This is a genomic window from Leptospira semungkisensis (genome assembly GCF_004770055.1).
In the GTDB taxonomy this organism is placed as follows: domain Bacteria; phylum Spirochaetota; class Leptospiria; order Leptospirales; family Leptospiraceae; genus Leptospira_B; species Leptospira_B semungkisensis.
Map to the genome: position 1 here is coordinate 326,894 of NZ_RQEP01000010.1, position 22,275 is coordinate 349,168.

Sequence of the window (22,275 nt, forward strand, 5' to 3'; positions counted from 1 at the left end):
TATAATATTATAAAAATTTAAACCGATTCTACCTGTATAATAAGCACGGTATGATTGTCTCTGGTCAAATGTATATTCGCTTCTTCTGAAAGGATTCTACAAGTTTCTCTGAGATCGTGACTTTCTCTCAGTATTTTTTCCATCTGATCTATATTCAAAACTTCTGTAAGACCGTCGGTGCAGAGTAATAAAAAATCACCTTTCGATAATTTTCCGGAGTAATCGAAGATATCGGCTTCCATACTCTTGCTTCCACCACCGATACAACTCGTGAGAAGATGCCTTCCGTGACTCAGGCCCAATTCCTCACTGATATTATGATCTACAGTGACTTTTCTTAAACCGTCTTTGTCTAGATGATAGAGTCGGCTATCGCCTACATTAAAGATCCAAGACTTTCTCTTGCCGAGTAAACAACCCACCAGAGTCGTTCCCATCTTTGGCTTATGAATGGATTCACCGTAAGAGTTGACTTCATTATTGATCTTGCGGAGTAGATTCTTCCATCCGGTAGGAGGAAGTTCTTCGATAGGACGAATTGCCCTTTCCATCCAAGAAAGTTTTTCCAAGGCCACTCTACTTGCAACCTCTCCTGCCTCATGTCCACCTAAGCCATCCGCAAGAGCAAATAGACCGGCAACAGAATCCGTATCTAATGTCTGAACGGAATCCAATTCTCCATGAGTTTGACTACAAATGATCGTCTCTATCGCGAGAAGAGAGTCTTCATTGTGGGATCGAAAGTTTCCCTTATCCGTAATTGCGTAATACCGGAGTTTCATATTTTCTTGCCGGACAAACCGCGTCCACGGTTTCGAAACGAAATAACGTAAGAATGACCCATCGGAACATTCCTACAAGAAAAAAGAATAGATCGGGTCTGAAAGAAGATAACAGAATTTTGATAAAGAATCAATGCGTGAGATCCGGATTTTACTTTGCAGTATATCCGCCGTCTACGGGAAGCGCCACTCCAGTCACGAAAGAAGCCTCGTCGGAACATAACCAAACTGCTGCCTTGGCCACTTCTTCCGGTTCTGAGAGACGATTTACAGGATGCAAACGAGTGATCTTTTTTTCCGCGTCTTTCGGATCGGGAGAAGAATGAAACAGACCTTCTAACATTTCTGTGCGAATGAATCCGGGACAAACCGCGTTCACTCTTATCCTCTTCTCCGCGTATTCTAAGGCTGCTGATTTGGTTAATCCTACTACTCCGTGTTTGGCGGCTGTATAAGGAGCAACTTTCCAATCGGCTCCGACAAGACCAGCTATGGAGGAAATATTCACTATGGAACCTGCTCCCCTCTTTAGCAATAGCTCTATCTCGTATTTCATGCAAAGCCATGTACCTTTCAAATCCACTGCGAGGACCTTATCCCAAACTTTTTCAGGATAAAGATGCAGATCAGTAGACAAACCGCCTACTGCGGCATTGTTTACTGCGTAGTCCAATCCACCGAATTCGGACTCTGCCTTCAGGACAAAATCTTTTACCTGCGAATCGTTAGACACATCGCAAGGAAAGAATTTCGCTATTCCTCCGGATTTTGCGACTTCCTCTTCGACTTTTTTTCCTTCTTCTTCTCTTCGTCCGCAAAAAAGAACCTTGGCTCCTCTGGATGCGAATTCGAGAACAATGGATTTGCCGATGCCCGCGTTCCCTCCGGTGACTAAAGCGACCTTGTTTTTCATCGGATCTTTCTCGCCTCTCCGGTTCGTACTCTATTTAAGTATTTCTTTAAATGCGAATTGATGATCTCTAAATCATCCAACTCTTGAGAAGGATCCACGACGCCTAAGTCCGCTACCAAAATAAGAAGATAACGCAATTCTTCCAGATGGACTTTTGCCTTGAGTATGTTCTTGATCTTCTCGGAGCGGATCCTGGTTCCCCAGGCACCTGCAATTCTAACAGGCAAGAGAGAAGAGACCGATTTGATATGATCGATCAGGTTCGGCTCCACCTTCTCCTTCCAAGTATCGCAAAGCTCGTACAAGTGTAGAAGAAATACGTGAGCGAGTTTCCAAACTTCTAGTTTACGAAAACCTGATACGAATCCGTCCGGACCCAGAGTCCCGGAAGAACCTGCGCCGATCTCCGGGCTTGCTTGGGAAATGATCTTTCCACCTTCAAATTTCTTTCTGAATGCATCCGGAATTGGAACGACCTTTCTCTGAGAATAATCGAAGAACAAGACCCTTATCTTAACGACTGAGACCTTCTCCGATCTATTCTTCTTAGAAAGTCTGAAATAAAGATCGAAGGACTTTTCTCCCATATTATCCAAAGAGACATCGATGATTACTTTATCTTTATATAATAGTTCGCCTTGGTATTGAATGAAAGCATTCGCAAAAATGATACTGTTCCCATGAATATCGGTTACAGAGTATCCAAGGTATTGGAAGAATTGCAAATGAGCTTCCATCACAAGATCCAGAATACTGGCAAAGGACACATGTATGTCCAGGCTCAGATCTATCTTACGGATCGGGATCTCCGTAGAAAAATAATACCGAGAAGGAAACTCCGAGTCGGTGTTTTCGATCTGGGGTTTGGAATTCATGCGCTAAATTTTGTCCTGAAATTTTCCGGGATTTCCAAAGTCTTCTTCGAGATATAATCGAAGAAGACAAGAGTGATCTTTACGAATGCAACCTCTTCTCCGCTCTTTTTATTGGATGCTTTTACTAAGAGTTCGCAGGATTTCTTTCCAAGATTAGCAACCCCGACTGCGAATTCCAAAATGTCTCCGGCCTTTGCCTCTGACTTATATTCCGCTTCCATTTTAGGAATAATAATATTCGCTCCCGCAATATCTGCCTTGGACCAGGAATTGGATTCCAAGAATGCGTCAAAGGCCTCATTCACAAGGGGAATAATTGTCTCATACGTAACATGAGAAACGAATAATCCCCCTACTACGGTCGCGCTACGAGTATCAGATCCGCGAACGACTATGTCTGTCCGGAAGGAGAAGGACTGGCTTTCGGGGACCTGGGACATTACATTCCTTCTTTTAGGGAGAGATACTCTTAATATCGGAACCAGGAAATCCGATCTTAAAGGACTCGAGAGAAGAGAAGCCCCTATACTTTCCAAAATTTTAAACCTTGGAAATATTTTTTATACTTGAGTCCATAAAGAATACTGCAATATATTCGGGCGGGTAATTCGAAAGTCTTACTTTAAACGATGTTAGTTTCTTTGGGTAATTGACGATTCGCATGGATTTGCTCTGACAGTATTTTCCTTCGAATTTCGTATGAATCCGGCCTTTTTTCCGTCAAAAGACTAGTTCTAAAATCAAAGAATTCGGGGCAGTCTTGCAAATACGATAATGCCGCAGGAATCAGTACAGAGAGAGCCAACAAAGATTCTTTCCGACCCGGACTCCCTGATAAGGGAGTTTGTTCGCCCCGGTATGTACTTGCACTTGGCGACCACCATGTCCCGCCCGAATGCACTCATCTATTCTCTATGTCGTATCTTTCAAGGAGCTAAACCAGATTTTACGATCAGCGTTGCAGGGATTCATTCCAGTGCACATTGCTTAGCTCTCTCCGGCATTGTGAAAAAGATCATTACTGGTTTTGCTGGAGACAACTATCCTAAGCCAAGTCCCAACGGTTTATATAAGGATCTCTTAAGAGGAAAGCCTTTCGAACTGGAACTTTGGTCCCTTCTTTCCTTAACCCAAAGATTGATCGCAGGAGCGATGAGACTTCCAGGTTTCATTTCCAATTCTCTTGTAGGTTCCGATCTCATCACCGATAAATTGGGAAAAACAGCATTTCTATATCATAAACCCACAGAAGGACAGGCATTCGGAGAAGCTGCGGCCCCTCACCTAACATCGGAAAGTCGAGGAACTAGAGAAAAGGATATGGTCCTTCTTCTTCCTTTAAATCCGGACATTACTCTCGTTCATGGAATTGTCGCGGACGAAGATGGGAATGTAGTCCTCTGCCCTCCTGCAGGAGAAGGTTCTTGGGGAGCACTTGCTGCATCTAAAGGAGTGATCGCAACTGTAGAGAAGATCGTTCCCAGAGGTACAATCCCGCCTGAACTCGTAAATATACCTGGAGTACGAGTATTAGGAATCGCTCCTGCAAGATACGGCGCTCATCCTCAATCCTTAAGAGTGCATAGTCTTCCGGATCTTCCCGCCTTCGAAGGTGTGGAATCTTATATGGATGATTACGAATTCCAGACAGAAGCAAACGAGTCCGCCGGAGTTCCTTCCAGAGCAGAGAAATGGTATAAAGAAAATGTAATGTTATCCAGTCATGACGAATATTTGGAACTAATCGGAGATGTTCGACTTAGACGTCTTAAGATGACTCCTCCGGAGCATGTGCTTTCTTCTCCTGAAGATCCGAAGACTGTGAATGATTCCGAACAGACAATTATTCTCACTGCTAGGGCAATCATCGAAAGAGTGAAAGAAAAAAGTTATAAGACAGTGCTCGCCGGAATCGGTGCTGCTCACATGGCAGCCTGGACTGCGGCCAAACTCTTAGAGAAAGAAGGAATTCATATCAAAGTAATCTCTGAGTTGGGCTTCTATGGAATGAAACCCTTTGCAGGAGATGTATTCTTATTCAGCCAACTTCATACTCATTCTTGTTCCATGCTATCCGATGTGGTTAGCATCTTAGGAACCGTTGTCCCGGACGATTGTTTGGGAGTGATAGGTGCTGCAGAAGTGGATTGGTTCGGTAATATTAACTCTGTGTTGGATGGAAAAGGAAACTTTCTAGTGGGATCGGGAGGCGCGAATGATATCGTTTCCACTGCAGATACGATCGTAGTCGCAAAGGCAAACAGATACAGATTCGTAAGAAAGGTAAAATTCATCACTTCTCCCGGAGATAGAGTGGTAGAAGCAGTCTGCCAATTCGGTAGATTCAAAAGAAAATCCTTCTCCGACCATCCGTTCGAACTATCTTCTTGGATCGCCCCCGCCTCAGACGATGAGATGGAAGCAGAAGAAGCCGTTCTAAGATATACTCTTTGGCTTCCCCCTGACGAGGAACTGCCTATAGACCAAGAACCTCCGATCACTTCTGAAGAATTGACAGCTCTTAGGGAATTAGATCCAGAAAGGATCTATACGGAACAGTTTATGGTTTACACGCGTTTGCCTTAACTTCGAGACGAATGGAGCAAAAGATTGGAATTATGACTGGAAATTTATTATGGACCGAGGGAGTATTGATCCATGGAAAAAGCTAAGAACCTAGCTTCCAACGGTGTTCGGATCACCGGGATCGGGCATTATCTTCCCGAAAGGATCGTAAAAAACGACGAGATCCGCGCCAGACTGAAATACCCCGAAATGCATCCTGCCGAAAAAGCAGTGATAGGCAATATAGGAGTTACGGAAAGAAGAAGAGCGAACGAAAAGGAAACCGCTCAATTCATGGCGGCTGAAACCGCACAAATGATCCTAAAAGATGCAGGCAAAGATGCTAAGGATGTGGATGTATTTATCCTGGCAAACTGGACAGACAGGCTCTATCTTCCGGATCTTGCTCCTCAGGCTTCTAAGTTAACCGGCACATCCAACGCACTTGCATTCGATATTTCTACTGCTTGCACCGGATTCGTTCATGGAGTCCAGATCGGCGCCGCATTTCTTTCCAGTGGTAAGTATAAGTCCGCACTTGTGATCGGTAGCGAAAGATTTTCGATAAGAACTAGGATGAGCGGCTACGGAGAATTCACTGCAGGCGATGCAGCCGCTGGAGTTCTCTTAGAACATACTGGAGATAAGAATTACGGAGTCATAGATTCCTTTTTGAAAGACAATGGAGATCTTTCCTCACTCATCGAATTGGGTCCTGGACCAAATTATCATATTAAGAGTTTTCCGGAATTAGTCACGAACGCTGCGGACCTAACTCTTTCTTCGATGGACCAACTCATGAATAAACATGGATTGAGTATCGAAGATATTGATTGGGTCATTCCTCATCCCGGAACAGATGTAGTCGTCCAAGACGTCTTAAAAAGAACTAAATTCCCGAAAGAAAAGATCCTACTCAACTTTGAGAGAGTAGGAAATACTTCTGCAGCTTCCATTCCTATAGCTCTATCAGAATATTATTATAAAGGAATTGTGAAGAAGGGAGACTTAATTCTGTCTCCTGCGGTCGGAGCGGGATTTTATTGGGGTGGACTTTTATATCGATTATAGATTCGATATCGATTCCGCACAAAGAAAAACAATAAATAGAAAAGGTGAAGTAGAAGGATGATCGTAACAGGATTCGAACTGAGAGAAAGGCTAAACGCCGAATCTGCCTCGGAAGTATATAAGGCTGTTCGAAAAGAAGATAGCAAATCCGTCATAATCAAATTCCTTCCTGTTCTGGATGAATTGCATCCTTCCGTAGTGAATCTCAGGAATGAATATGAGATTCTGGCATTGTTATCTGAGAAGGAATTCGTAAAGCCAATCAAGTTCGAGAAACTCCAGGATGGATTCGCTCTATTCATGGACTATGTGTCTGGAGGTTCCTTAAAGGATTATATTGCAAAGAAACCTCTCACTCTTACCGACTTCTTTTCCATCGCAATCCAGCTCTCCGAAAGGCTGAGCGAGATCCATTCGCGCAAGATCATCCATAAAGACTTAAAGCCTGAAAACATTATCTATAATAAAGAAAGCAAACAGGTCAGGATCATAGACTTCGGGATCTCTACTCGACTCAATAAAGAAGAAACTTCTTGGTCTGCTCCGAATATATTAGAAGGTTCCATTCATTATGTTTCTCCGGAACAAACCGGAAGAATGAATCGATCCGTAGATTATAGAAGCGATTTCTATTCTCTAGGTATCACTTTCTACGAAATGCTTTTAGGCAAATTGCCATTTGATGGAGATGATTTACTCCAACTAGTTCACTCTCATTTGGCCAAGATCCCGGTCCCTCCTAAAGAACTTCGTCCGGAAGTCCCTTCTGTACTTTCAGATATCGTAATGAAGCTTCTGGCAAAGAATGCGGAAGATAGATACCAAACTGCAAGAGGCTTGCAAGGTGACTTAGAAAAAGCGTTCTCCTTATGGAAGGAGAATACCGATTTTCCTGCTTTTGCCTTGGCACAAAATGATTTCTCTCCTGAATTCAAGATCCCTCAAAAACTCTACGGAAGAGAAGAGTATATCAATACTCTCTTAGAAGAATTCAAGAATGTTGCGGCTAACGGTCGCTCCAGAATGGTATTGATCGGGGGATATTCCGGAGTAGGTAAATCTTCTCTCGTAAAAGAGATCAACAAGCCTCTTACCGAATCTAAGGGCTATTTTATTTCCGGAAAATTCGATCAGTACAATCGCAACCTTCCCTTCTCCGCAATTATACAAGTGTTCTCAAGCCTAGTCGAATTGATTCTAACCGAACCTCCAGAAAGGATCGAGGCTTGGAAAGGAAAGATACGCAAGGCTCTCGGCCCTAATGGAAAAGTAATCACGGATGTGATCCCAGAATTAGAGATCATTATCGGAAAACAAGAAACAGTTCCGGAATTAGGCCCTCAAGAGAACGCAAACCGTTTTTATATCGTATTCCAGAACTTCATTAAGGTTTTTGCAAGTTCAGAGCATCCTCTTGCAGTTTTCTTGGACGATATGCAATGGGCAGACACTGCTTCTCTCGAACTTTTAAAGATCTTAATGGAAGACGTAACCGTAAGTTACCTTTTCATAATCCTGGCATATCGGGACAACGAAGTGGATTCTTCTCACCCATTCCAAGCTCTTTTAGATGTTTTGGAAAAAGAAGGTTTGGATCCTTACAAGATTGTGCTTCAACCTCTCGCTCTAAAGGACGTCAAAGAGCTATTATCCGATAGTCTTCACACTTCCCAAGAAAAGACCAATGAACTTTCAGAAATCATTCATTCCAAAACCGGAGGGAATCCTTTCTTTATCGGAGAGTTATTAAAACAGCTCGCAAAAGAAGATTCCGTCTTCTTTGACCAGGAAACCGGAAAACCGGGCGAAGGCGTATGGAAATGGGATATCGCTAAGATCAGGAATACAAAGATTTCGGATAACGTAGTCGAACTACTGATCAATCGGATCCGAAAGCTTCCCCCTAAGATACAAGAAACATTAGAGCTCGCCTCCTGTATCGGAAGTTCCTTTGACCTCGCTCTTCTTACCAGGATCAGAGAGACAGATTATAAAACTGCTTTAGGAGCTATACAAGAAGCAATTCAAGAAGAATTAATCGTACCAGTTGGGGACAACTATCGTCTGGCAGAAGCCTTGGACGAAAAGGAATCCAATAAGGAAAAGCTGTACCAAGCTGCCAAGACTGTCATGTACAGATTCCAACACGACAGAGTACAGCAGGCCGCATACGAGATCATAGACGAAGATAAGAAGAAGAAAATCCGTCTTCAACTCGGAAGATTCCTCTTAGAAAATGCGGACCAAAAACAGATCGAAGACAATATTTTCGATATAGCGAATCACTTAAACATAGGCTCTTCGTACATCACTGAGGCTCCTGAAAAACTCAAACTGGCTCAGTTGGATCTGATCGCAGGAAAGAAGGCAAAGAATTCTACCGCATACAAACCTGCATTGAACTATATCGCAAAGGCAAGAGAGATGCTGTTTCTCATGCCGGAAGCGAATCAGGGAGATGACAAACTCTGGGCGGCCCATTACGATATTTGCTATTCCATATTTAGAGAACTAGGCGAGATCCAATATCTCACCGGTGTCTTTGATGATTCTCAAAAGACAATAGACACTCTCCTAAAATATGCAAAGACACCGATCGAACTTGGAGATGCTTATAATCTTCTCATTATAGAATACTCCGCTCTTGGAAAATTCGATTTGGCACTTCCTATGATCATCAAGGCATTAAAACCTTTGGGCGTCGATATTCCCGACAAGGATCATGATAAGGTGACCGGTGCGGAGATAGAGATCGCAAACGCGGCATTGGATGGCAAGACTGTAGAGTCCTTATTGGATCTTCCTCTGATCCAAAAGCAGGAACATATTATGGCAGTGAACCTGATGACGAGTGCCATTCCTACAGTTTATAATTATGCTCTTACTTTATTCCCTGTTATTTCATTGAAGATGGTAAACCTCTTCTTGAAACACGGGAACATGTCCGATCCGTACGGATATTCCATGTATGCAATCGTACTTACCTCAGGATTTCAACAGTATAGAAAGGGTTACGAGTTTGCGGAGTTAGCCGTCAAAGTTAGCGAGAAATACAAGAATCCGAGTGGAATAGCGAAAGCCGCGAATATTCTGGCCAATTACACCACTCCATTCGTGAAACACCTGAAGTATTCCGAAGAGATCAATCATAGAGGAATACAAGCCAGTTTAGAATCCGGAGAGTTCCTACACGGTGGATATTGCGCGATGAACGACGCAATCAACGTAGTTCTCCAATCCAAAAACCTAGAATTAGTAAAACCTAAAATAGATGGCCTTTTAAAATTCACTAGAAAAGTGAAAAACAACCTAGCGATCGATACCGTCCTTGCTTCCGCACTCATCATTTCCAACTTAAGAGGCAAGACTGCTTCTCATATAGAATTTTCGACGGAGGAAATGAACGAGCAGGAATATATTGAGCTCTGCAATTCTCACCAGAGTCCGTTTCCGGTTTGTTTGTTCAAGATCATGAAGAGTAGAATGCTTCTCTCTTATGGAGAACCGGAAGCCGCTCTTAAGGAATTAGAAGAAGCTGAGGGAATGCTTGGATTTATCTCAGGACAGATCGCGGTAGAAGAACATGGTTATCTCTATTCTCTCGCGATGGCTGCGAACTATAAACTTTCTCCTCAAGATAAGAAAGCAAAGTTCCTGGAAAGAATGAAGAAGAATCAGCAGAAACTAAAACTTCTTTCCGAGAATTCTCCTGAGAATTTCGAACATAAATATCTCTTAGTCGAAGCAGAGCTCGCAAGATTGGAATACAAGAACTGGAAGGCAGCTAAGACTTACGAGCAAGCAATCCAACTCGCGAGTAAAAACGAATATTATAACGATGAGGCACTTGCCGCGGAACTCGCATCCAAGTTCTGGTTCTCAAAAGGAAGCGCGAAGATTGGCTCTCAATATATCAGTGAAGCCTATCAAAAGTACGGAAGATGGGGAGCCACCAAGAAACAAGAACTATTAAAGGCCAAATACCCCGAATTCATTCGAGAAAAAGGAAGAGATACTCTTCGCGCGACTCGCACTTTAGGAACCCTGAGCACCCGCACTGCCGCCGCAACGGAAGTGTATACAGGACAAACTCTCGACTTCCAATCGATTCTGAAAAGTTCCACAGCGATTTCCGGAGAGATCAAACTCGAGTCCTTGTTGGATACATTAATGCAGATCTCGATCGAGAATGTGGGAGCCGAAAAAGGAGTCATGATCTTAAGAAGAGACGGCAAACTCTTCGTAGAGGCAGAAGGTAGCATAACGGATGACGAGATCCGTGTCATGCAAGGGATCCCTATCCAAGAAAGTAGGAATATTCCTATCAGCGTCATCTACTATGTAGAAAGGACCAAAGAAGATTTAGTACTCAGAAACGCATTTGCTGATGAGAAGTTTAACAAGGATCCATATATCCGAGAGAGAAAAACAAAATCAGTCCTATGTTCTCCTATTATCAAACAGGGAGAGCTGATCGGTATATTATATTTAGAGAATAATCTCTCCGAGGCTGCATTCACTTCGGATCGTTTACAGACGATCTCGATACTTTCTTCGCAGGCTGCTATCTCCATTGATAACGCATTGCTCTATGCGAACTTGGAAGGCAAGGTAGCTGAAAGAACAAAAGAATTGGCGACTGCTAATGATGATCTCGCCTTAAAGAATCAGCATATCACTGACAGTATTACATATTCTTTGAATATTCAACAGGCGATCCTTCCTGCTCCGGAAATCTTAGGAAAGTCCCTGCAGGATTATTTCGTAATATTCCGACCGAAGGACATTGTATCCGGAGACTTCTATTGGTTCTCCAAGCAGGAAGATGCCATATATATTGCTGCAGTAGACTGCACCGGTCATGGAGTTCCAGGAGCGCTTATGTCCATGATCGGGAATACTCTTCTGAACCAGATCGTAAACGAGATAGGTATCACTGAGCCGGGAGAGATCTTGGCCCTTCTTCACCAGAAGGTAAGACAGGCCTTGAAACAGGATACCGATCAAACCAATTCCAGGGACGGAATGGACCTCTGCCTATTAAAGATACAGGACAATAATTTATTCTTTGCCGGAGCGAAACGCCCTATTTTTATAGGAAAAGGCGGAGTCTTGACCGAAATTAAAGGAGATAGGTTCTCGATAGGCGGCAAGCAAAAAGAAGAGACGCGAAAATTTACGACACACTCCATTCCTCTACAAAAAGGAATTCGAACGAGTGTCTACCTAACCACGGATGGTTTCATGGATCAACCGAATCCTGAACGTATGAAGATCGGTACCAAAGGGTTTCTCGCATTTTTGGGTGGAATAGAACACCTCTCCAGTGCGGAACAAAAAGAGAGAATGGAATCCTTCCTGCTAGCTCATCAAAACGGAGAAGCGCAGCGGGACGACATAACACTTGTCGGTGTGGTTTTGGGTGGTTAATTAAGGAGATGTTTCTGAACAAGGAAGATGCTAATGATGGAAAATGAAGTCGTTAATCTGTTTAAGACTTATCAGGAAACCAGCGAATATAATTTGCTAGTATCCTTCAAGGGCAGGCTGTCCCAGGAAGTTTTGACCGAATTGGGTTCTATGATCCGTACTTCTCTCAGCACGGAATCCAAAATTAAGAAAATTTTTGCCGTATTTATAGAACTCGCTCAGAACATGCTTCACTATTCTGCGGAGCGCAAGATCAACGAAGAGCAAAAGGATGCTGGAGTCGGTATCCTCGTAGTCAGGGAAAATTCTGTTGGCTACCATGTTGCTTCGGGAAATTTGGTATTGAACGAGAAGATCGAGTTTCTCACGGAAAGGATCCAGAAAATCAACTCCATGAATAAGGACGAATTAAAGTCTTTTTATCAGCAGCAACTCAGGTCAGAGAGACCAGAGGATAGCAAGGGAGCCGGAGTAGGATTGATCGATATTGCGAGAAAGTCGGATGGACCTCTAGTATTTCATTTTGATTCGTTGGATGGAAAACAATCCTTCTTCACAATCTCCGCATTTTTTACGAAGGAAAACTAATCATGGAATCCTTGCATATACAACAAACTAAAACTTCACCGGAAGTCATCTTAGATTCATCCAAAGGCGTCGCGGAGATCATCGGAGAATCCTATCCCGAGAACGCGATGGCATTCTATAAACCTGTCTTTGATTGGTTGTCCGCTATCCAAGCTTCTAGCAAGCAGATACAGTTCCGTTTTCAAATGGATTATTTCAATACCAGTTCCTCCAAAGTGATCATGGATATTTTGGATCATCTTCAAAAATATCATGATAAGGGCGGAAAGGTCGAAGTCGAATGGCTGTTTAAGGAAGACGACGAGGATATGCAGGAGACGGGAGAAGAATTCTCTTCTGATCTTAGCCTTCCGTTCAAAATGAAATCTTATAAATAGATTTCCGAATACGATCATCTTGTGGAAAAGAACGAGTCTACAAAAGAATCTAATACTTTCTTCGAGCAGGAATTTAAACTTCTCTCGGACGCGCAATCTTTCCTAGATAATTCCGGCAACGGAGGAGATCCCAAGGATAAACTTAAGACCTTGGTGGATTCCTACGAGTCTCTATTAAAACAGTCTTCTAAGATCATGAAGATCGGAGACTCTACTCAACATAGACTTCTCAAAACCCAAGAAGAATTAACAAATTCTAATATAATGCTCGAGGCCGCCTATATGGACCTCAAGCTTGTTACCGAGGTGGGAAGGATCATCACCTCTTCTCTTGAGCCAAAGGTAATCATCCAGTCCGTTTATCAGAACACCAAGTCCATGGTCCCTATGGACGTTCTTGCATTCGGGATCTATGACGAAGAAAAGAAAGAGATCAAATATAAGTTTTGCGTAATAGATGGAAGATACACTCCTGCTCCTTCAGTAGATTCTCTTGAGGCAGACAACCCTTCTTCTTATTGTATCAAGCACGGACATGAATTGATCAGCCAGGATGTAGAAAAGGATTTTCCTCAATATCTGGATGAGATCCGAAAACATTTCGGAGAGAATACCAAGTCGGCATTGTATTTCCCTTTAAAAGTAGAAGAGCGCTTTATCGGTGTGCTCACAGTTCACAGCTACTCTAAAAACGCATTTCAACCCAATCAGTTGAATATTCTTAGAACTCTCGCGAACTATGTTGCGATCGGAGTGGATAATGCGGATGCGTATCGCACTCTTTCTAAGAGAAACAAGGAATTAAAGGATTCTCTCGAAAAGATCGAAGAGCTGAACAAGAACATAGAAGAAGAAAGACAGAAGTCCGAAAACCTTTTGTTGAACATTCTACCAAGAAGCATTGCTGACAGATTGAAAGGAGGAGAAGGAGTCATTGCGGATTACTTCCCTTCTTCTACCGTTTTGTTCGCGGATATAGTCGGCTTCTCCAAACTTACTACCAAGATCAAGACACCTACAAGATTGGTAGAGATCTTAAACCGCATTTTTACTGAGTTCGATGTCATCGCTGACAAGTACAAACTCGAAAAGATCAAAACGATCGGAGACTGTTATATGTTAGCGGGAGGGATCCCGGTTATAACAGAAGATCATGCCGACAAAGCGGCTCAGGCTGCTTTAGATATGATCCGTCGCTTGGACGAATTGAAACCGGAGCTTGAGTTTGAATTCAACGTTAGGATAGGATTACATACTGGAGAAGTTGTCGCAGGAGTGATCGGAAAAAACAAATTCGTGTACGATCTCTGGGGCGATTCAGTAAACACAGCTTCTCGTATGGAATCTCACGGTTCTACAGGAAGGATTCATGTTTCAGAAGCCGTTTATCTTTCCTTGAAAGATAAATATTCTTTCGAAGACAGAAGTATCATCGAGGTAAAAGGAAAAGGCCCGATGCATACATATTTCCTTTTGGGCAAAAAATAAGGCCCGTCACCGGACCTTACCTCATCAACTCTTGGACTCCGATAGAGTCCTCATTTAATCTAAGCAATCAACCTAACGCGTCGATTACTTCTTTCGGAGCTTGGACTAACTCTACTAAAACGCCTTCTGCAGAAAGAGGAAATTCTTCGTTTCCTTTTGGATGAATGAAGGTCACATCATGACCGCCGGCTCCTTTGCGGATCCCACCAGGAGTAAAACGAACTCCTTGAGCACTCAACCATTCCACAGCTTTGTGGATATCATCCACCCATAGACCGATATGATTCAATTTGGGATCATGAACTTTTGGGCTCTTGGTCGCATCGACTGGTTCCATGATATCCACTTCGACCGCGTAAGCGCCTTTTCCCATTCTAAGAATGTCCTCGTCCACATTCTCTTTTTCACTGCGATACGTTCCTACGTTCTCCAGGCCGAGAATATCCACCCAAAATTTCTTAAGCTTCTGCTTATCTTCTCCGCCTACCGCAATCTGTTGGACTCCTAGGATCTTAAACGGTCTCATACACAACCTATCTTAGTTTTTTTCCAAGATCCTCTTCACTAGCAAAAGAGCAAGAGATTTGCCGAGGAGATCCTGATTCTATGAATGTAAATATCAGGTCATCCAAAGAAGTATAGAACGACTAGGTAACTTATTCTTCCTGGGAGAATGTAGCTTCTAAAGGAAGATGATCGCTCGCGTCTGCGGCTTCCCCTTCTTGCAGGACCTTATATTCTTTCTTAGCAAGTCCTTTAGAATAGAATATATAATCGATAGTGCGGTCAGGCTTTGCTATCTGAGGATCGTTCGGAACATGAGTGAAGAATTTCTCTTTGTTCGGACCGTTCAATTCCTCGAGGCTCACAGTAGAATTCCATTTTTGAAAGATCGGAGAGATCTCCTCTTCGTCGCTATAGAAAAAGGCTCCGTTTGGATGCAGTTGACCTCTGGAAAATCCGGGAGGAAGAAGATTAAAATCCCCGGCCAAGATCCAAGGCATCTTCTTTGCGTCCAAAGTTTCTAATAGATTTTCAATGAATCTCACCTGTCTGTGCATCGTATCCGTTCCCATAGAAAATGCGTCCAGATGAGTGTTCAGCAGTGTGACTGTCTTTCCATCGTGAGTCGCGATATCTGCCTGTAAGACTGCACGTTTCAATTGCAATTGTTGGGTAATCGGATCCGCAGGAGGCGTGGGGAGCTGGTGTCTAAGCGCTGAAACTATTTTATATTTACTGAATATTGTCAGTTTCATTCCCACAGATCCTAGGATCTTAGGATGAGGAACGAAGCCTGCTTTCCAATAAAAAGCTTCGGTTCTGCAAGGATACAGATCGGAAAGAAGAGGAAGTATTCTCTCAGACTGATCCTCGCTATACGTTTTCTTGGCTCCGTCATCCACTTCTTGGAATAGAACGAAATCCGGATTTTGCTCCAGGATTACATTTGCCACTTTCTTCAGAGTGTTTTCGACTTCTTCTCTAGAAGGTGCAGTGTCCGGACCACTCTCATCCGGGACATCATACCAAAACACTCTGTTCTTTCCGGCAAAATATTGCACATTCCAAGAAAGTAATTTGATCTGTTTTCCTCCGTCCAGGATAGGAGCGTTGGACTCACAGTTTACGGAAGCCTCCTGCAATTCAGAAGGATGAAATGTAGTGAAATATACGATTAAGAGTAGAAGGACCAGAATGGAAAGTAAGACGATGAGTATTCTTTTTAATAATTTCAAGTTGTCCCTCTGCCGGATGAGATTCTTTTTTACCCAAAGAAGTCTTTGGTGAGGCATCCTTTCTAATCAAAGTCCCGGTTTCGTCCACAATTTTAGAGTTTTCGGACCCTAAGAATAGAAAACGGAAAGGCTTTCCCTTTTTCGGGGGCCCGGAAAGACTGGAACTCTCCTCATGAAGAAGAAACTTCTAATCCTATTCCTTTCTCTTTCTATCCTTTTCAGCCTAGCTCCCGCATTCGGAGAAGAAGTAGAACTGCAAGTTGTCCTGAAGAACGGAAGCACTGGCGGAGTCGGCTCCGCAGAAAGTCTCCGATTATTTGCTTTGGAAAGACAAATGGTTCCCCTATCTGTGGGAGACATTGGTCCGGTCAAAGGATCGTTTAAGCTCCCTAAGGTGAGTGCACCGGACGGGCTGCCTATCCTTCTCCAAGTAACTTATAATGGAGTGAATTATAATAAGATCATTCCTCCGGTTCCAATTATGAGGACCCGTCCTCAAGAAGTTACCGTCTATGACAAGACTACTGATAGAGCTGCGATCAAGACCAAATCCCTTCTTCAAGTAGTTCGCACAAAAGATGCATTAGTAGTTTATAAAGTATCTATCCTAACGAACAATACGATCCCGCCAAAGAGTTTTCAGAATGAGAATGATCCGATCGAGATCTATGTTCCTACAGAAGCAACGGATATCTCGGCTCAACTTACGCAAGGAGCTGGAATGGCAATCCCACTTCAGTTAAAGCAAGGCAAGAATGGTTGGGCACTCGATCGAGCGATTCTTCCTGGCTCGTCTCAATTGTTTGTAACCTATGCAATTCCCGCAAGCGATCTGGCCTCCGTGAATTTCAAGGATAGATTGTTATTCGAGAAACAAGAAGGAGAAAGAGTAATCTTCTCCAAGCCAAAGGACATGGAAGTTTCTTATGTAGGAGCGGGCACTGTTCGCTCAGTTAAGGAAGAAGCTCCTGAAGACGTGAAGGCGAATATAGTTTCTTATCCTTCTCCTCAATATGAAATCACATTGTCTGTAAGCGGTGGAGAAGCTGTGGTAGAACCGGTCTCCGAACAGGAAAGAGAGATCCAAAACGGAAAGATCTTTGTCTCTACCGAAAAAACGATCTACGGTGTAGTCGGGATTGTATCCTTCTTATTCTTTCTTTCCTTTGCAGTCGGTCTGAAATTCAGAAAGAAGGACTAAAGTAAGTCGATTATTTTTTCTTAGCCACAACCTTCTTCTTAGCAACTGGCTTAGAAGAAGGTTTCTTGCCGGCTTTCTTGGGAGCAGGCTTACTTCTTTCCGGAACCAGAGAATCCATGAATTCTTTGATATCCTTCAGCACCTTTTCTCTTTCTCCCGCAGGTTCATTCATTAGCTCATGGAAGAAGCCCTTATAGGTCTTCATTCTCTTATTCTTATAAACCAGATGATTGTAGAACTCTAAGCTCCCGGAAGGATCCGCAATCCCATCCGCGAGACCGTGCAAAATCAAGATAGGAGTCCGCAAGATCCCAGCCTTTTTATTCGCAATTGCACCCTGTTGGAACAGTTCAAACCCCATAGAAAGGGAGATCTTTCCGTGAACCAGAGGATCCTCAACATAAGCCTGCACCACTGCCGGATCTCGGCTCACAAGATTGGTGTCCAGATTCGCGTCCAAGGTGGTAGAAGGAGCAAGCTTTCTTAAGAAACCTGCAATTGAGATCTGCAACCTTTGGAAGGCAGTCGTCGGGATCTTAAGAGCGGATGAACAAGCGACCACTCCATAAATATAATCCTGGTTGATCCCTTCGAGAGCATAACGGATGACCACCACTCCTCCCATAGAATGTCCCAGAAGAAGGATCTTATCCTTGTTCTCCCGTTTGCGGACCTCTTGGATGAAGTCGGCAAGATCGTCTACGAAGAGTTCAAAACTCCCCGCATGACCTCTCTTTCCTTCCGATTTTCCATGACCTCTCAGATCCAGACCGTAAAAGTTCACGTCGCTTTCTTTGAAATATTGAATGATGTTGGAATATCTACCGCTATGCTCTCCGAATCCATGACAAAACACTACAACTCGATTTGCTCCGGACTTTGTCCAAGCCTGGCCGTATAGTTTGGTATTATCTCTGGAAGATTGTAGGAAGAACTCTTTGTGTTGGTAGGCCATGCTTTTGGCTCCGTATCCGATATAGGCGGCGATCCCGATTGCGACCGAAGCTATAGACAAAACCTAGCATGGTCAAGCCTTTATTCCAAAATGGAAGAAAGCGCTAGATCCACTCACTCGATCTAGGAGTTTCGTTATCCGATAAAGAGAATAAAGTCCGCTCCATTCTTTCACATTTTCGTTGCCGATTCTTTTTCCCTAGACCAATCTGTCGCTTTACATGCCTTTAATCCAATCGGCATGAAATTGATACATAAGACACTTCTCGAGACGACCCGAACAGGTAATTCGAAGGTGAAATACATAGCTTGGAGAGAATTGGATGACTGAGTCACCTTCGGATAAAAGTCTTCTTCGATATTTTGGGTTAGGCGAACTCGCGACCCATGGAGGCAATGCAGTTCTGGCCTTCTGGATGATCATGGGAATGGCCTTCTTCTTATTTGCGGATCAGAACTTGATCGCGCCTAACCTCAGGAACATAGCTTCCTCATTCGGGATCACCGAACAAAAGGAAATCGATTGGAAATTGGGAGGGCTGATCCCGATCTGCTTCTTCGTACTGGGTGGATTTGTTTCCGTCTATATGGGTTATCTTACCCAGAGATTTTCCAGAAAACCTCTCGTGATCGGAACAGTTCTATTAGGAGAGATCCCCTGCCTTCTCTCCGGATTCGCAAGAACCTATGACGAATTTCTGATACTTCGGACTCTTACTGGCTTCGGGCTTGGGGGAAGTTTCCCTCTTCTATTCTCACTTGTAGGGGACTATTTCTCCGACAGATCCAGATCCACCGCAGCAGGCTATCTTTCCCTTTCTATAGGTCTTGGTGTAGGACTCGGACAAATGACGGGAGGAACCTTAGGAACTGCAGATCCTGTGAACGGATGGAGATTGAGCTTTATCTATATGGCTGCCCCTTCCTTTCTATTCATGCTCATCTACGGCCTTTTTTGCAAGGAACCAGTCCGAGGAGGAAGGGAGAAAGAATTTGCAAACCTAAAGGCTTCTCAGGGAGAAGAAGCAGTTCGCTTAACATGGAATGATATTAGAAATTTATTTTCCACAAAAACCAATATCGGGATCTTCATGCAAGGAATTCCAGGTTGCGTGCCTTGGGGAGTATTCTTCGTATTCCTGAACGATTATTACGAATTTCATTATGGAATGAAAAAGGATGCTGCCTCCGCAATGGTAATCTTCGCAGCAGTCGGGATCTTTGTAGGCACCTTTTTCGGAGGGATACTCGGGCAAAGGCTCTATGATAAAAATAAGAATCTACTCCCCATCTTCTGCGGAAGCATGATCCTTATCGGGATACTTCCCACTATTTATCTACTCCATGCAGGAAGCGTTGCAGGAAGTCCTCTATTCATTCTTGTGAATATTATCACTGGGATCATTATCTCAGTCACTGGACCGAATGTAAGAGCTCTCATCATGAATGTGAATCCGCCTAAAAGTAGATCTTCTATGTTTGCTCTTTATAATCTCACGGATAATTTGGGACAGGGCCTGGGACCGGCTATGGCGGCACTCTTACTCACAGTGCTTGCGGACAGGACTACTGCATTCACGATCTCCATTCTATTCTGGATCCCTTGCGGATTGTCTTGGATCTATATTTTGAGAAATTTCAAACATGACGAGGAAACCCTTCATCAAAACCTTGCAGAAGAAGCAAATAGGCTCCGGAGGATTGGTTAGTTGAAGGAAAAGGACACCGAGTTATTCTTATTCGATATAGAAGGCACAACGACTCCAATCGAATTCGTGCATAAGGTATTGTTTCCTTACTCGGTGCAAAATTTCGGCTCCTTCTTCTCCGAATTGAAAGAAGAAGGAGTGATAAACGAACTTATCTCCGCATCTAAGAACGAATCTGAATATTCAAAAGAGGTCTCGAATTCTTCAGAGTCTCTTTCCGAATTCTGTAAATTCCTAGTATCAAAAGATCGTAAATTAGGAATTTTGAAAGAGATCCAAGGCAGGATCTGGAAGAAGGGATACGAATCCGGAGAGCTCAAGAGCACTATCTTTTTGGATGTGCCCTTATTCTTAGAAAGGATACGAAAGACAGGCAAAAGAGCAGCAGTCTATTCTTCCGGAAGTGTTGAAGCTCAGGTATTGATCTATAAATACTGTGAAGCAGGAGACTTAACCCCTTACTTCGAAGCCTATTTCGACACCGCAATCGGAGGAAAGAGGGAGTCCACAAGCTACTCGCGTATCGCCGAAAAACTATCCATATCTCCTTCCTCCATTACTTTCTTTACGGATATAAAAGAAGAAGCGGACGCTGCCTCTGCTTCTGGAATCAAGCCAGTCATCCTTTCTCGTCCAGGCAATCATCCTCAAGCGGAGCATTCCTACGAAGTGCTTTCGGATTTTAGCTCTTTGCTTGCGACTTAAGTTACCGGAAATTCTTTCCTTTTTGCGATTTAAGCCTTAAATTCGGATACTGGAGGACGGAGTTTCGTCCGAAAATTGTATTATGGCTCCTTTCCGATCGGTGCTTGCCCTAGCCGTCTTCTTGTCTTTTAGCCAATCCATATTTTCGAAAGATATCATATACGCATTTCGCGATGTAGGCATGCCTAAAAACGTAGGCAAAGACGGAATGCCTCGTAAAGAGAAGATGATCCTGATCGGAGAAACCATGCTCTTCGACAAGGTCAAACCGATCGAGTACGACGGAAAATACAAGAGTTTTGAACTCGGATACGACACAAGACCTGATATAGTCACCGTAAAAGTACATTATGATCCTGGAATACGTCCCGGCCAGATCCTATATCTGATAGAAAAAGACTTCGACCATGAAACATTCAAGGACGGAAGCATTGTAGGCCAGATAGAAGTAAAATCAGTCTTTCAAACCGCATTCATCGGAAAACAATTAAGAGGGGTCGGATATCTGAGCATGGCCAAGGATAAGGTCCTCACCGTGGCATATCCTATATCCTCCGAATTGACTGGCCCAGCATTAGTCGAACGTAAGAAAGGGGATTATCATTTTACAAGAGACGAGATCCCAGAATCCATTCAATCTTATAGAAAAGCGATACGTTTAGATCCTCTATCTCCGGTTCCGCATTACAAATTAGGAATGTTATATCTAAACGAGGCGGGAGTAGATTCCAAAGAACCGATCTGTTCCGGGATTCTGCCAATGAGCGCCGGTGCTGAATTCACTTCGGCATGGAATAAGAAATCAAGATTCGACTCCGACCAAGACCTTCTTAGATTCACTAGGGAATACGTCTCTTTCTTAAATTGCAAGGCAGACCAAGCACCAAGCTTTGCCAAAGGAAGCAATGTCCCAGAAGAACTGCTTAAGGCCCAAGAAGTTGCGAGAGATGGATTTCGCTTAGCAAAAACCGACTACGAACTCTTACTTAGAAGTGCCGAAACATATTATAAATTATATTTCTCCTATTCACCTTCCAAGAAACCGAAGACTGCATCTGCTCCGGAAGAAGATCCGAAGCTTAGAAATCGTCAGGAAAAATCTTGGGAGATCGCTCAGAAGCTTTTAAAAGAAGCTAGTCTAGACAATATCACTGACTATAGGATCCACAGATTGACTTCTTTATTGTATGGAAAAAGATTCTTAGAGCTTTCCGGCGGATCCAAATCCGCAACTCTAAGCGAAGAGGCAAACTTCCTCAGAAGCAAAGCATTGGAATCAATCGAAGCATACAAACTGCATCGTCCTAAGACAATTGCAGGTGATAAGGATCTTCTGATCTTAGAGAAAGAACTCTAAGAAGTTTTGACTTTTATTTCCAAGAAAGATCGATTTTCTTGTTTTTAGAAGCACATTCCGCCAAATATAGATTGATTAGATTTTGATAAGGAATACCGGTTTGATCGGATAATCCCTTGAAGTAGCCAATTGTATCAATATCTACTCTAATAGTAATTGGCTTCTTTAACTTTTTAAGATATGTATTTTTCTTTGATTTTGAAAAGTTGTATTCCTTTCTCATAATAATTCCTCATATTGCTTAGATTCAGATCGAGTAGCTTTTCTTGCCGAGATGATTCTTATAATATCCTTTGACGACCTATAGCAGTGAGACACTATCAATAGATTCAACTTATAACTAAAGCCCATAATAATAAATCTCTCCTCAGCATCCGAATGGTCCGGGTCAGCAATAACTCTCGCCTTTTCATCATAAAAAACAGTTTTAGCCTCTTCGAATGATATACCATGTTTTATTTTATTAGACTTATTTTTTACTGGATCCCATTGGAAGTCGATTGACGACATATTTATTCTAT

General features: G+C 43.1%; 19 protein-coding genes. 10 read left to right on the top strand and 9 right to left on the bottom strand.

What is annotated here, in order from left to right:
• Positions 1-17: 17 nt before the first annotated feature.
• The 4 genes from EHO59_RS09125 to EHO59_RS09140 all read right to left on the bottom strand — a co-directional run bounded on the left by EHO59_RS09125 (position 18) and on the right by EHO59_RS09140 (position 3,010).
• Positions 18-782, bottom strand: a complete 765-nt coding sequence (locus tag EHO59_RS09125) for a PP2C family protein-serine/threonine phosphatase (RefSeq protein ID WP_135587125.1) — start codon at positions 780-782, stop codon at positions 18-20.
• A gap of 151 nt (positions 783-933) precedes the next feature.
• Positions 934-1,695, bottom strand: a complete 762-nt coding sequence (locus EHO59_RS09130) for a glucose 1-dehydrogenase (protein WP_135587127.1) — start codon at positions 1,693-1,695, stop codon at positions 934-936.
• Entirely contained in the window at positions 1,692-2,570 is an 879-nt protein-coding gene (locus EHO59_RS09135; RefSeq protein ID WP_135587129.1) for a four helix bundle protein, read from the bottom strand. Before EHO59_RS09135 ends, EHO59_RS09130 begins: the two co-directional genes overlap by 4 nt.
• The gene (locus tag EHO59_RS09140; protein ID WP_135587131.1) at positions 2,567-3,010 is read right to left on the bottom strand and encodes an acyl-CoA thioesterase; all 444 of its coding nucleotides are present in this window, start codon (positions 3,008-3,010) and stop codon (positions 2,567-2,569) included. The genes EHO59_RS09135 and EHO59_RS09140 overlap by 4 nt, the downstream gene beginning before the upstream one ends.
• A gap of 334 nt (positions 3,011-3,344) precedes the next feature.
• Here EHO59_RS09140 and EHO59_RS09145 point away from each other — a divergent pair, with 334 nt between their 5' ends.
• The 6 genes from EHO59_RS09145 to EHO59_RS09170 all read left to right on the top strand — a co-directional run bounded on the left by EHO59_RS09145 (position 3,345) and on the right by EHO59_RS09170 (position 14,089).
• On the top strand, positions 3,345-5,156 hold the full coding sequence (locus EHO59_RS09145) for a CoA-transferase (RefSeq protein WP_135587133.1): 1,812 nt from the start codon (positions 3,345-3,347) through the stop codon (positions 5,154-5,156).
• Between the two features lie 72 nt (positions 5,157-5,228).
• Entirely contained in the window at positions 5,229-6,206 is a 978-nt protein-coding gene (locus EHO59_RS09150; RefSeq protein WP_135587135.1) for a ketoacyl-ACP synthase III, read from the top strand.
• Positions 6,207-6,263: 57 nt separating this feature from the next.
• Positions 6,264-11,636, top strand: coding sequence for a protein kinase domain-containing protein (locus EHO59_RS09155; protein WP_135587137.1), 5,373 nt, complete (start codon positions 6,264-6,266; stop codon positions 11,634-11,636).
• A gap of 33 nt (positions 11,637-11,669) precedes the next feature.
• Positions 11,670-12,224, top strand: a complete 555-nt coding sequence (locus tag EHO59_RS09160) for a SiaB family protein kinase (protein ID WP_135587139.1) — start codon at positions 11,670-11,672, stop codon at positions 12,222-12,224.
• A gap of 2 nt (positions 12,225-12,226) precedes the next feature.
• Positions 12,227-12,601 carry a DUF1987 domain-containing protein gene (locus EHO59_RS09165; RefSeq protein WP_135587141.1) on the top strand — a complete coding sequence of 125 codons (375 nt, stop codon included), beginning with the start codon at positions 12,227-12,229 and terminating at the stop codon, positions 12,599-12,601.
• A gap of 21 nt (positions 12,602-12,622) precedes the next feature.
• The gene (locus EHO59_RS09170; RefSeq protein WP_135587143.1) at positions 12,623-14,089 is read left to right on the top strand and encodes an adenylate/guanylate cyclase domain-containing protein; all 1,467 of its coding nucleotides are present in this window, start codon (positions 12,623-12,625) and stop codon (positions 14,087-14,089) included.
• Positions 14,090-14,156: 67 nt separating this feature from the next.
• On the opposite strand, the gene EHO59_RS09175 is transcribed toward EHO59_RS09170, so the two are convergent.
• Together EHO59_RS09175 and EHO59_RS09180 are read right to left on the bottom strand one after the other, a co-directional pair.
• Positions 14,157-14,615: a VOC family protein gene (locus EHO59_RS09175; RefSeq protein ID WP_135587145.1), complete on the bottom strand. Its 459-nt coding sequence runs from the start codon at positions 14,613-14,615 to the stop codon at positions 14,157-14,159.
• A 130-nt stretch (positions 14,616-14,745) separates the two neighbouring features.
• Positions 14,746-15,828: an endonuclease/exonuclease/phosphatase family protein gene (locus EHO59_RS09180; RefSeq protein WP_135587147.1), complete on the bottom strand. Its 1,083-nt coding sequence runs from the start codon at positions 15,826-15,828 to the stop codon at positions 14,746-14,748.
• 172 nt (positions 15,829-16,000) lie between these two features.
• On the opposite strand from EHO59_RS09180, the gene EHO59_RS09185 reads away from it, so the two are divergent.
• Positions 16,001-17,029, top strand: coding sequence for a hypothetical protein (locus EHO59_RS09185; protein ID WP_167882090.1), 1,029 nt, complete (start codon positions 16,001-16,003; stop codon positions 17,027-17,029).
• Positions 17,030-17,039: 10 nt separating this feature from the next.
• On the opposite strand, the gene EHO59_RS09190 is transcribed toward EHO59_RS09185, so the two are convergent.
• Positions 17,040-17,984, bottom strand: coding sequence for an alpha/beta hydrolase (locus EHO59_RS09190; protein ID WP_135587328.1), 945 nt, complete (start codon positions 17,982-17,984; stop codon positions 17,040-17,042).
• A gap of 322 nt (positions 17,985-18,306) precedes the next feature.
• Here EHO59_RS09190 and EHO59_RS09195 point away from each other — a divergent pair, with 322 nt between their 5' ends.
• From EHO59_RS09195 to EHO59_RS09205, 3 genes are all read left to right on the top strand, one after another.
• On the top strand, positions 18,307-19,692 hold the full coding sequence (locus EHO59_RS09195) for an MFS transporter (RefSeq protein WP_135587149.1): 1,386 nt from the start codon (positions 18,307-18,309) through the stop codon (positions 19,690-19,692).
• On the top strand, positions 19,693-20,397 hold the full coding sequence (mtnC, locus tag EHO59_RS09200) for an acireductone synthase (protein ID WP_135587151.1): 705 nt from the start codon (positions 19,693-19,695) through the stop codon (positions 20,395-20,397).
• A gap of 82 nt (positions 20,398-20,479) precedes the next feature.
• Positions 20,480-21,754: a tetratricopeptide repeat protein gene (locus EHO59_RS09205; RefSeq protein ID WP_135587153.1), complete on the top strand. Its 1,275-nt coding sequence runs from the start codon at positions 20,480-20,482 to the stop codon at positions 21,752-21,754.
• A 13-nt stretch (positions 21,755-21,767) separates the two neighbouring features.
• Here the strand turns inward: EHO59_RS09205 and EHO59_RS09210 are convergent, their stop codons facing one another.
• Positions 21,768-21,977, bottom strand: a complete 210-nt coding sequence (locus tag EHO59_RS09210) for an antitoxin (RefSeq protein ID WP_135587155.1) — start codon at positions 21,975-21,977, stop codon at positions 21,768-21,770.
• Entirely contained in the window at positions 21,974-22,264 is a 291-nt protein-coding gene (locus tag EHO59_RS09215) for a BrnT family toxin (protein WP_135587157.1), read from the bottom strand. Before EHO59_RS09215 ends, EHO59_RS09210 begins: the two co-directional genes overlap by 4 nt.
• Between the last annotated feature and the right edge of the window lie 11 nt (positions 22,265-22,275).

Coding starts and splice junctions, on each gene's coding strand:
- EHO59_RS09125 (WP_135587125.1), bottom strand. CDS start 782: ATGAAACTCCGGTATTACGCAATTACGGATAAGGGAAACTTTCGATCC.
- EHO59_RS09130 (WP_135587127.1), bottom strand. CDS start 1,695: ATGAAAAACAAGGTCGCTTTAGTCACCGGAGGGAACGCGGGCATCGGC.
- EHO59_RS09135 (WP_135587129.1), bottom strand. CDS start 2,570: ATGAATTCCAAACCCCAGATCGAAAACACCGACTCGGAGTTTCCTTCT.
- EHO59_RS09140 (WP_135587131.1), bottom strand. CDS start 3,010: ATGTCCCAGGTCCCCGAAAGCCAGTCCTTCTCCTTCCGGACAGACATA.
- EHO59_RS09145 (WP_135587133.1), top strand. CDS start 3,345: ATGCCGCAGGAATCAGTACAGAGAGAGCCAACAAAGATTCTTTCCGAC.
- EHO59_RS09150 (WP_135587135.1), top strand. CDS start 5,229: ATGGAAAAAGCTAAGAACCTAGCTTCCAACGGTGTTCGGATCACCGGG.
- EHO59_RS09155 (WP_135587137.1), top strand. CDS start 6,264: ATGATCGTAACAGGATTCGAACTGAGAGAAAGGCTAAACGCCGAATCT.
- EHO59_RS09160 (WP_135587139.1), top strand. CDS start 11,670: ATGATGGAAAATGAAGTCGTTAATCTGTTTAAGACTTATCAGGAAACC.
- EHO59_RS09165 (WP_135587141.1), top strand. CDS start 12,227: ATGGAATCCTTGCATATACAACAAACTAAAACTTCACCGGAAGTCATC.
- EHO59_RS09175 (WP_135587145.1), bottom strand. CDS start 14,615: ATGAGACCGTTTAAGATCCTAGGAGTCCAACAGATTGCGGTAGGCGGA.
- EHO59_RS09185 (WP_167882090.1), top strand. CDS start 16,001: ATGAAGAAGAAACTTCTAATCCTATTCCTTTCTCTTTCTATCCTTTTC.
- EHO59_RS09190 (WP_135587328.1), bottom strand. CDS start 17,984: ATGGCCTACCAACACAAAGAGTTCTTCCTACAATCTTCCAGAGATAAT.
- EHO59_RS09195 (WP_135587149.1), top strand. CDS start 18,307: ATGACTGAGTCACCTTCGGATAAAAGTCTTCTTCGATATTTTGGGTTA.
- EHO59_RS09205 (WP_135587153.1), top strand. CDS start 20,480: ATGGCTCCTTTCCGATCGGTGCTTGCCCTAGCCGTCTTCTTGTCTTTT.
- EHO59_RS09210 (WP_135587155.1), bottom strand. CDS start 21,977: ATGAGAAAGGAATACAACTTTTCAAAATCAAAGAAAAATACATATCTT.
- EHO59_RS09215 (WP_135587157.1), bottom strand. CDS start 22,264: ATGTCGTCAATCGACTTCCAATGGGATCCAGTAAAAAATAAGTCTAAT.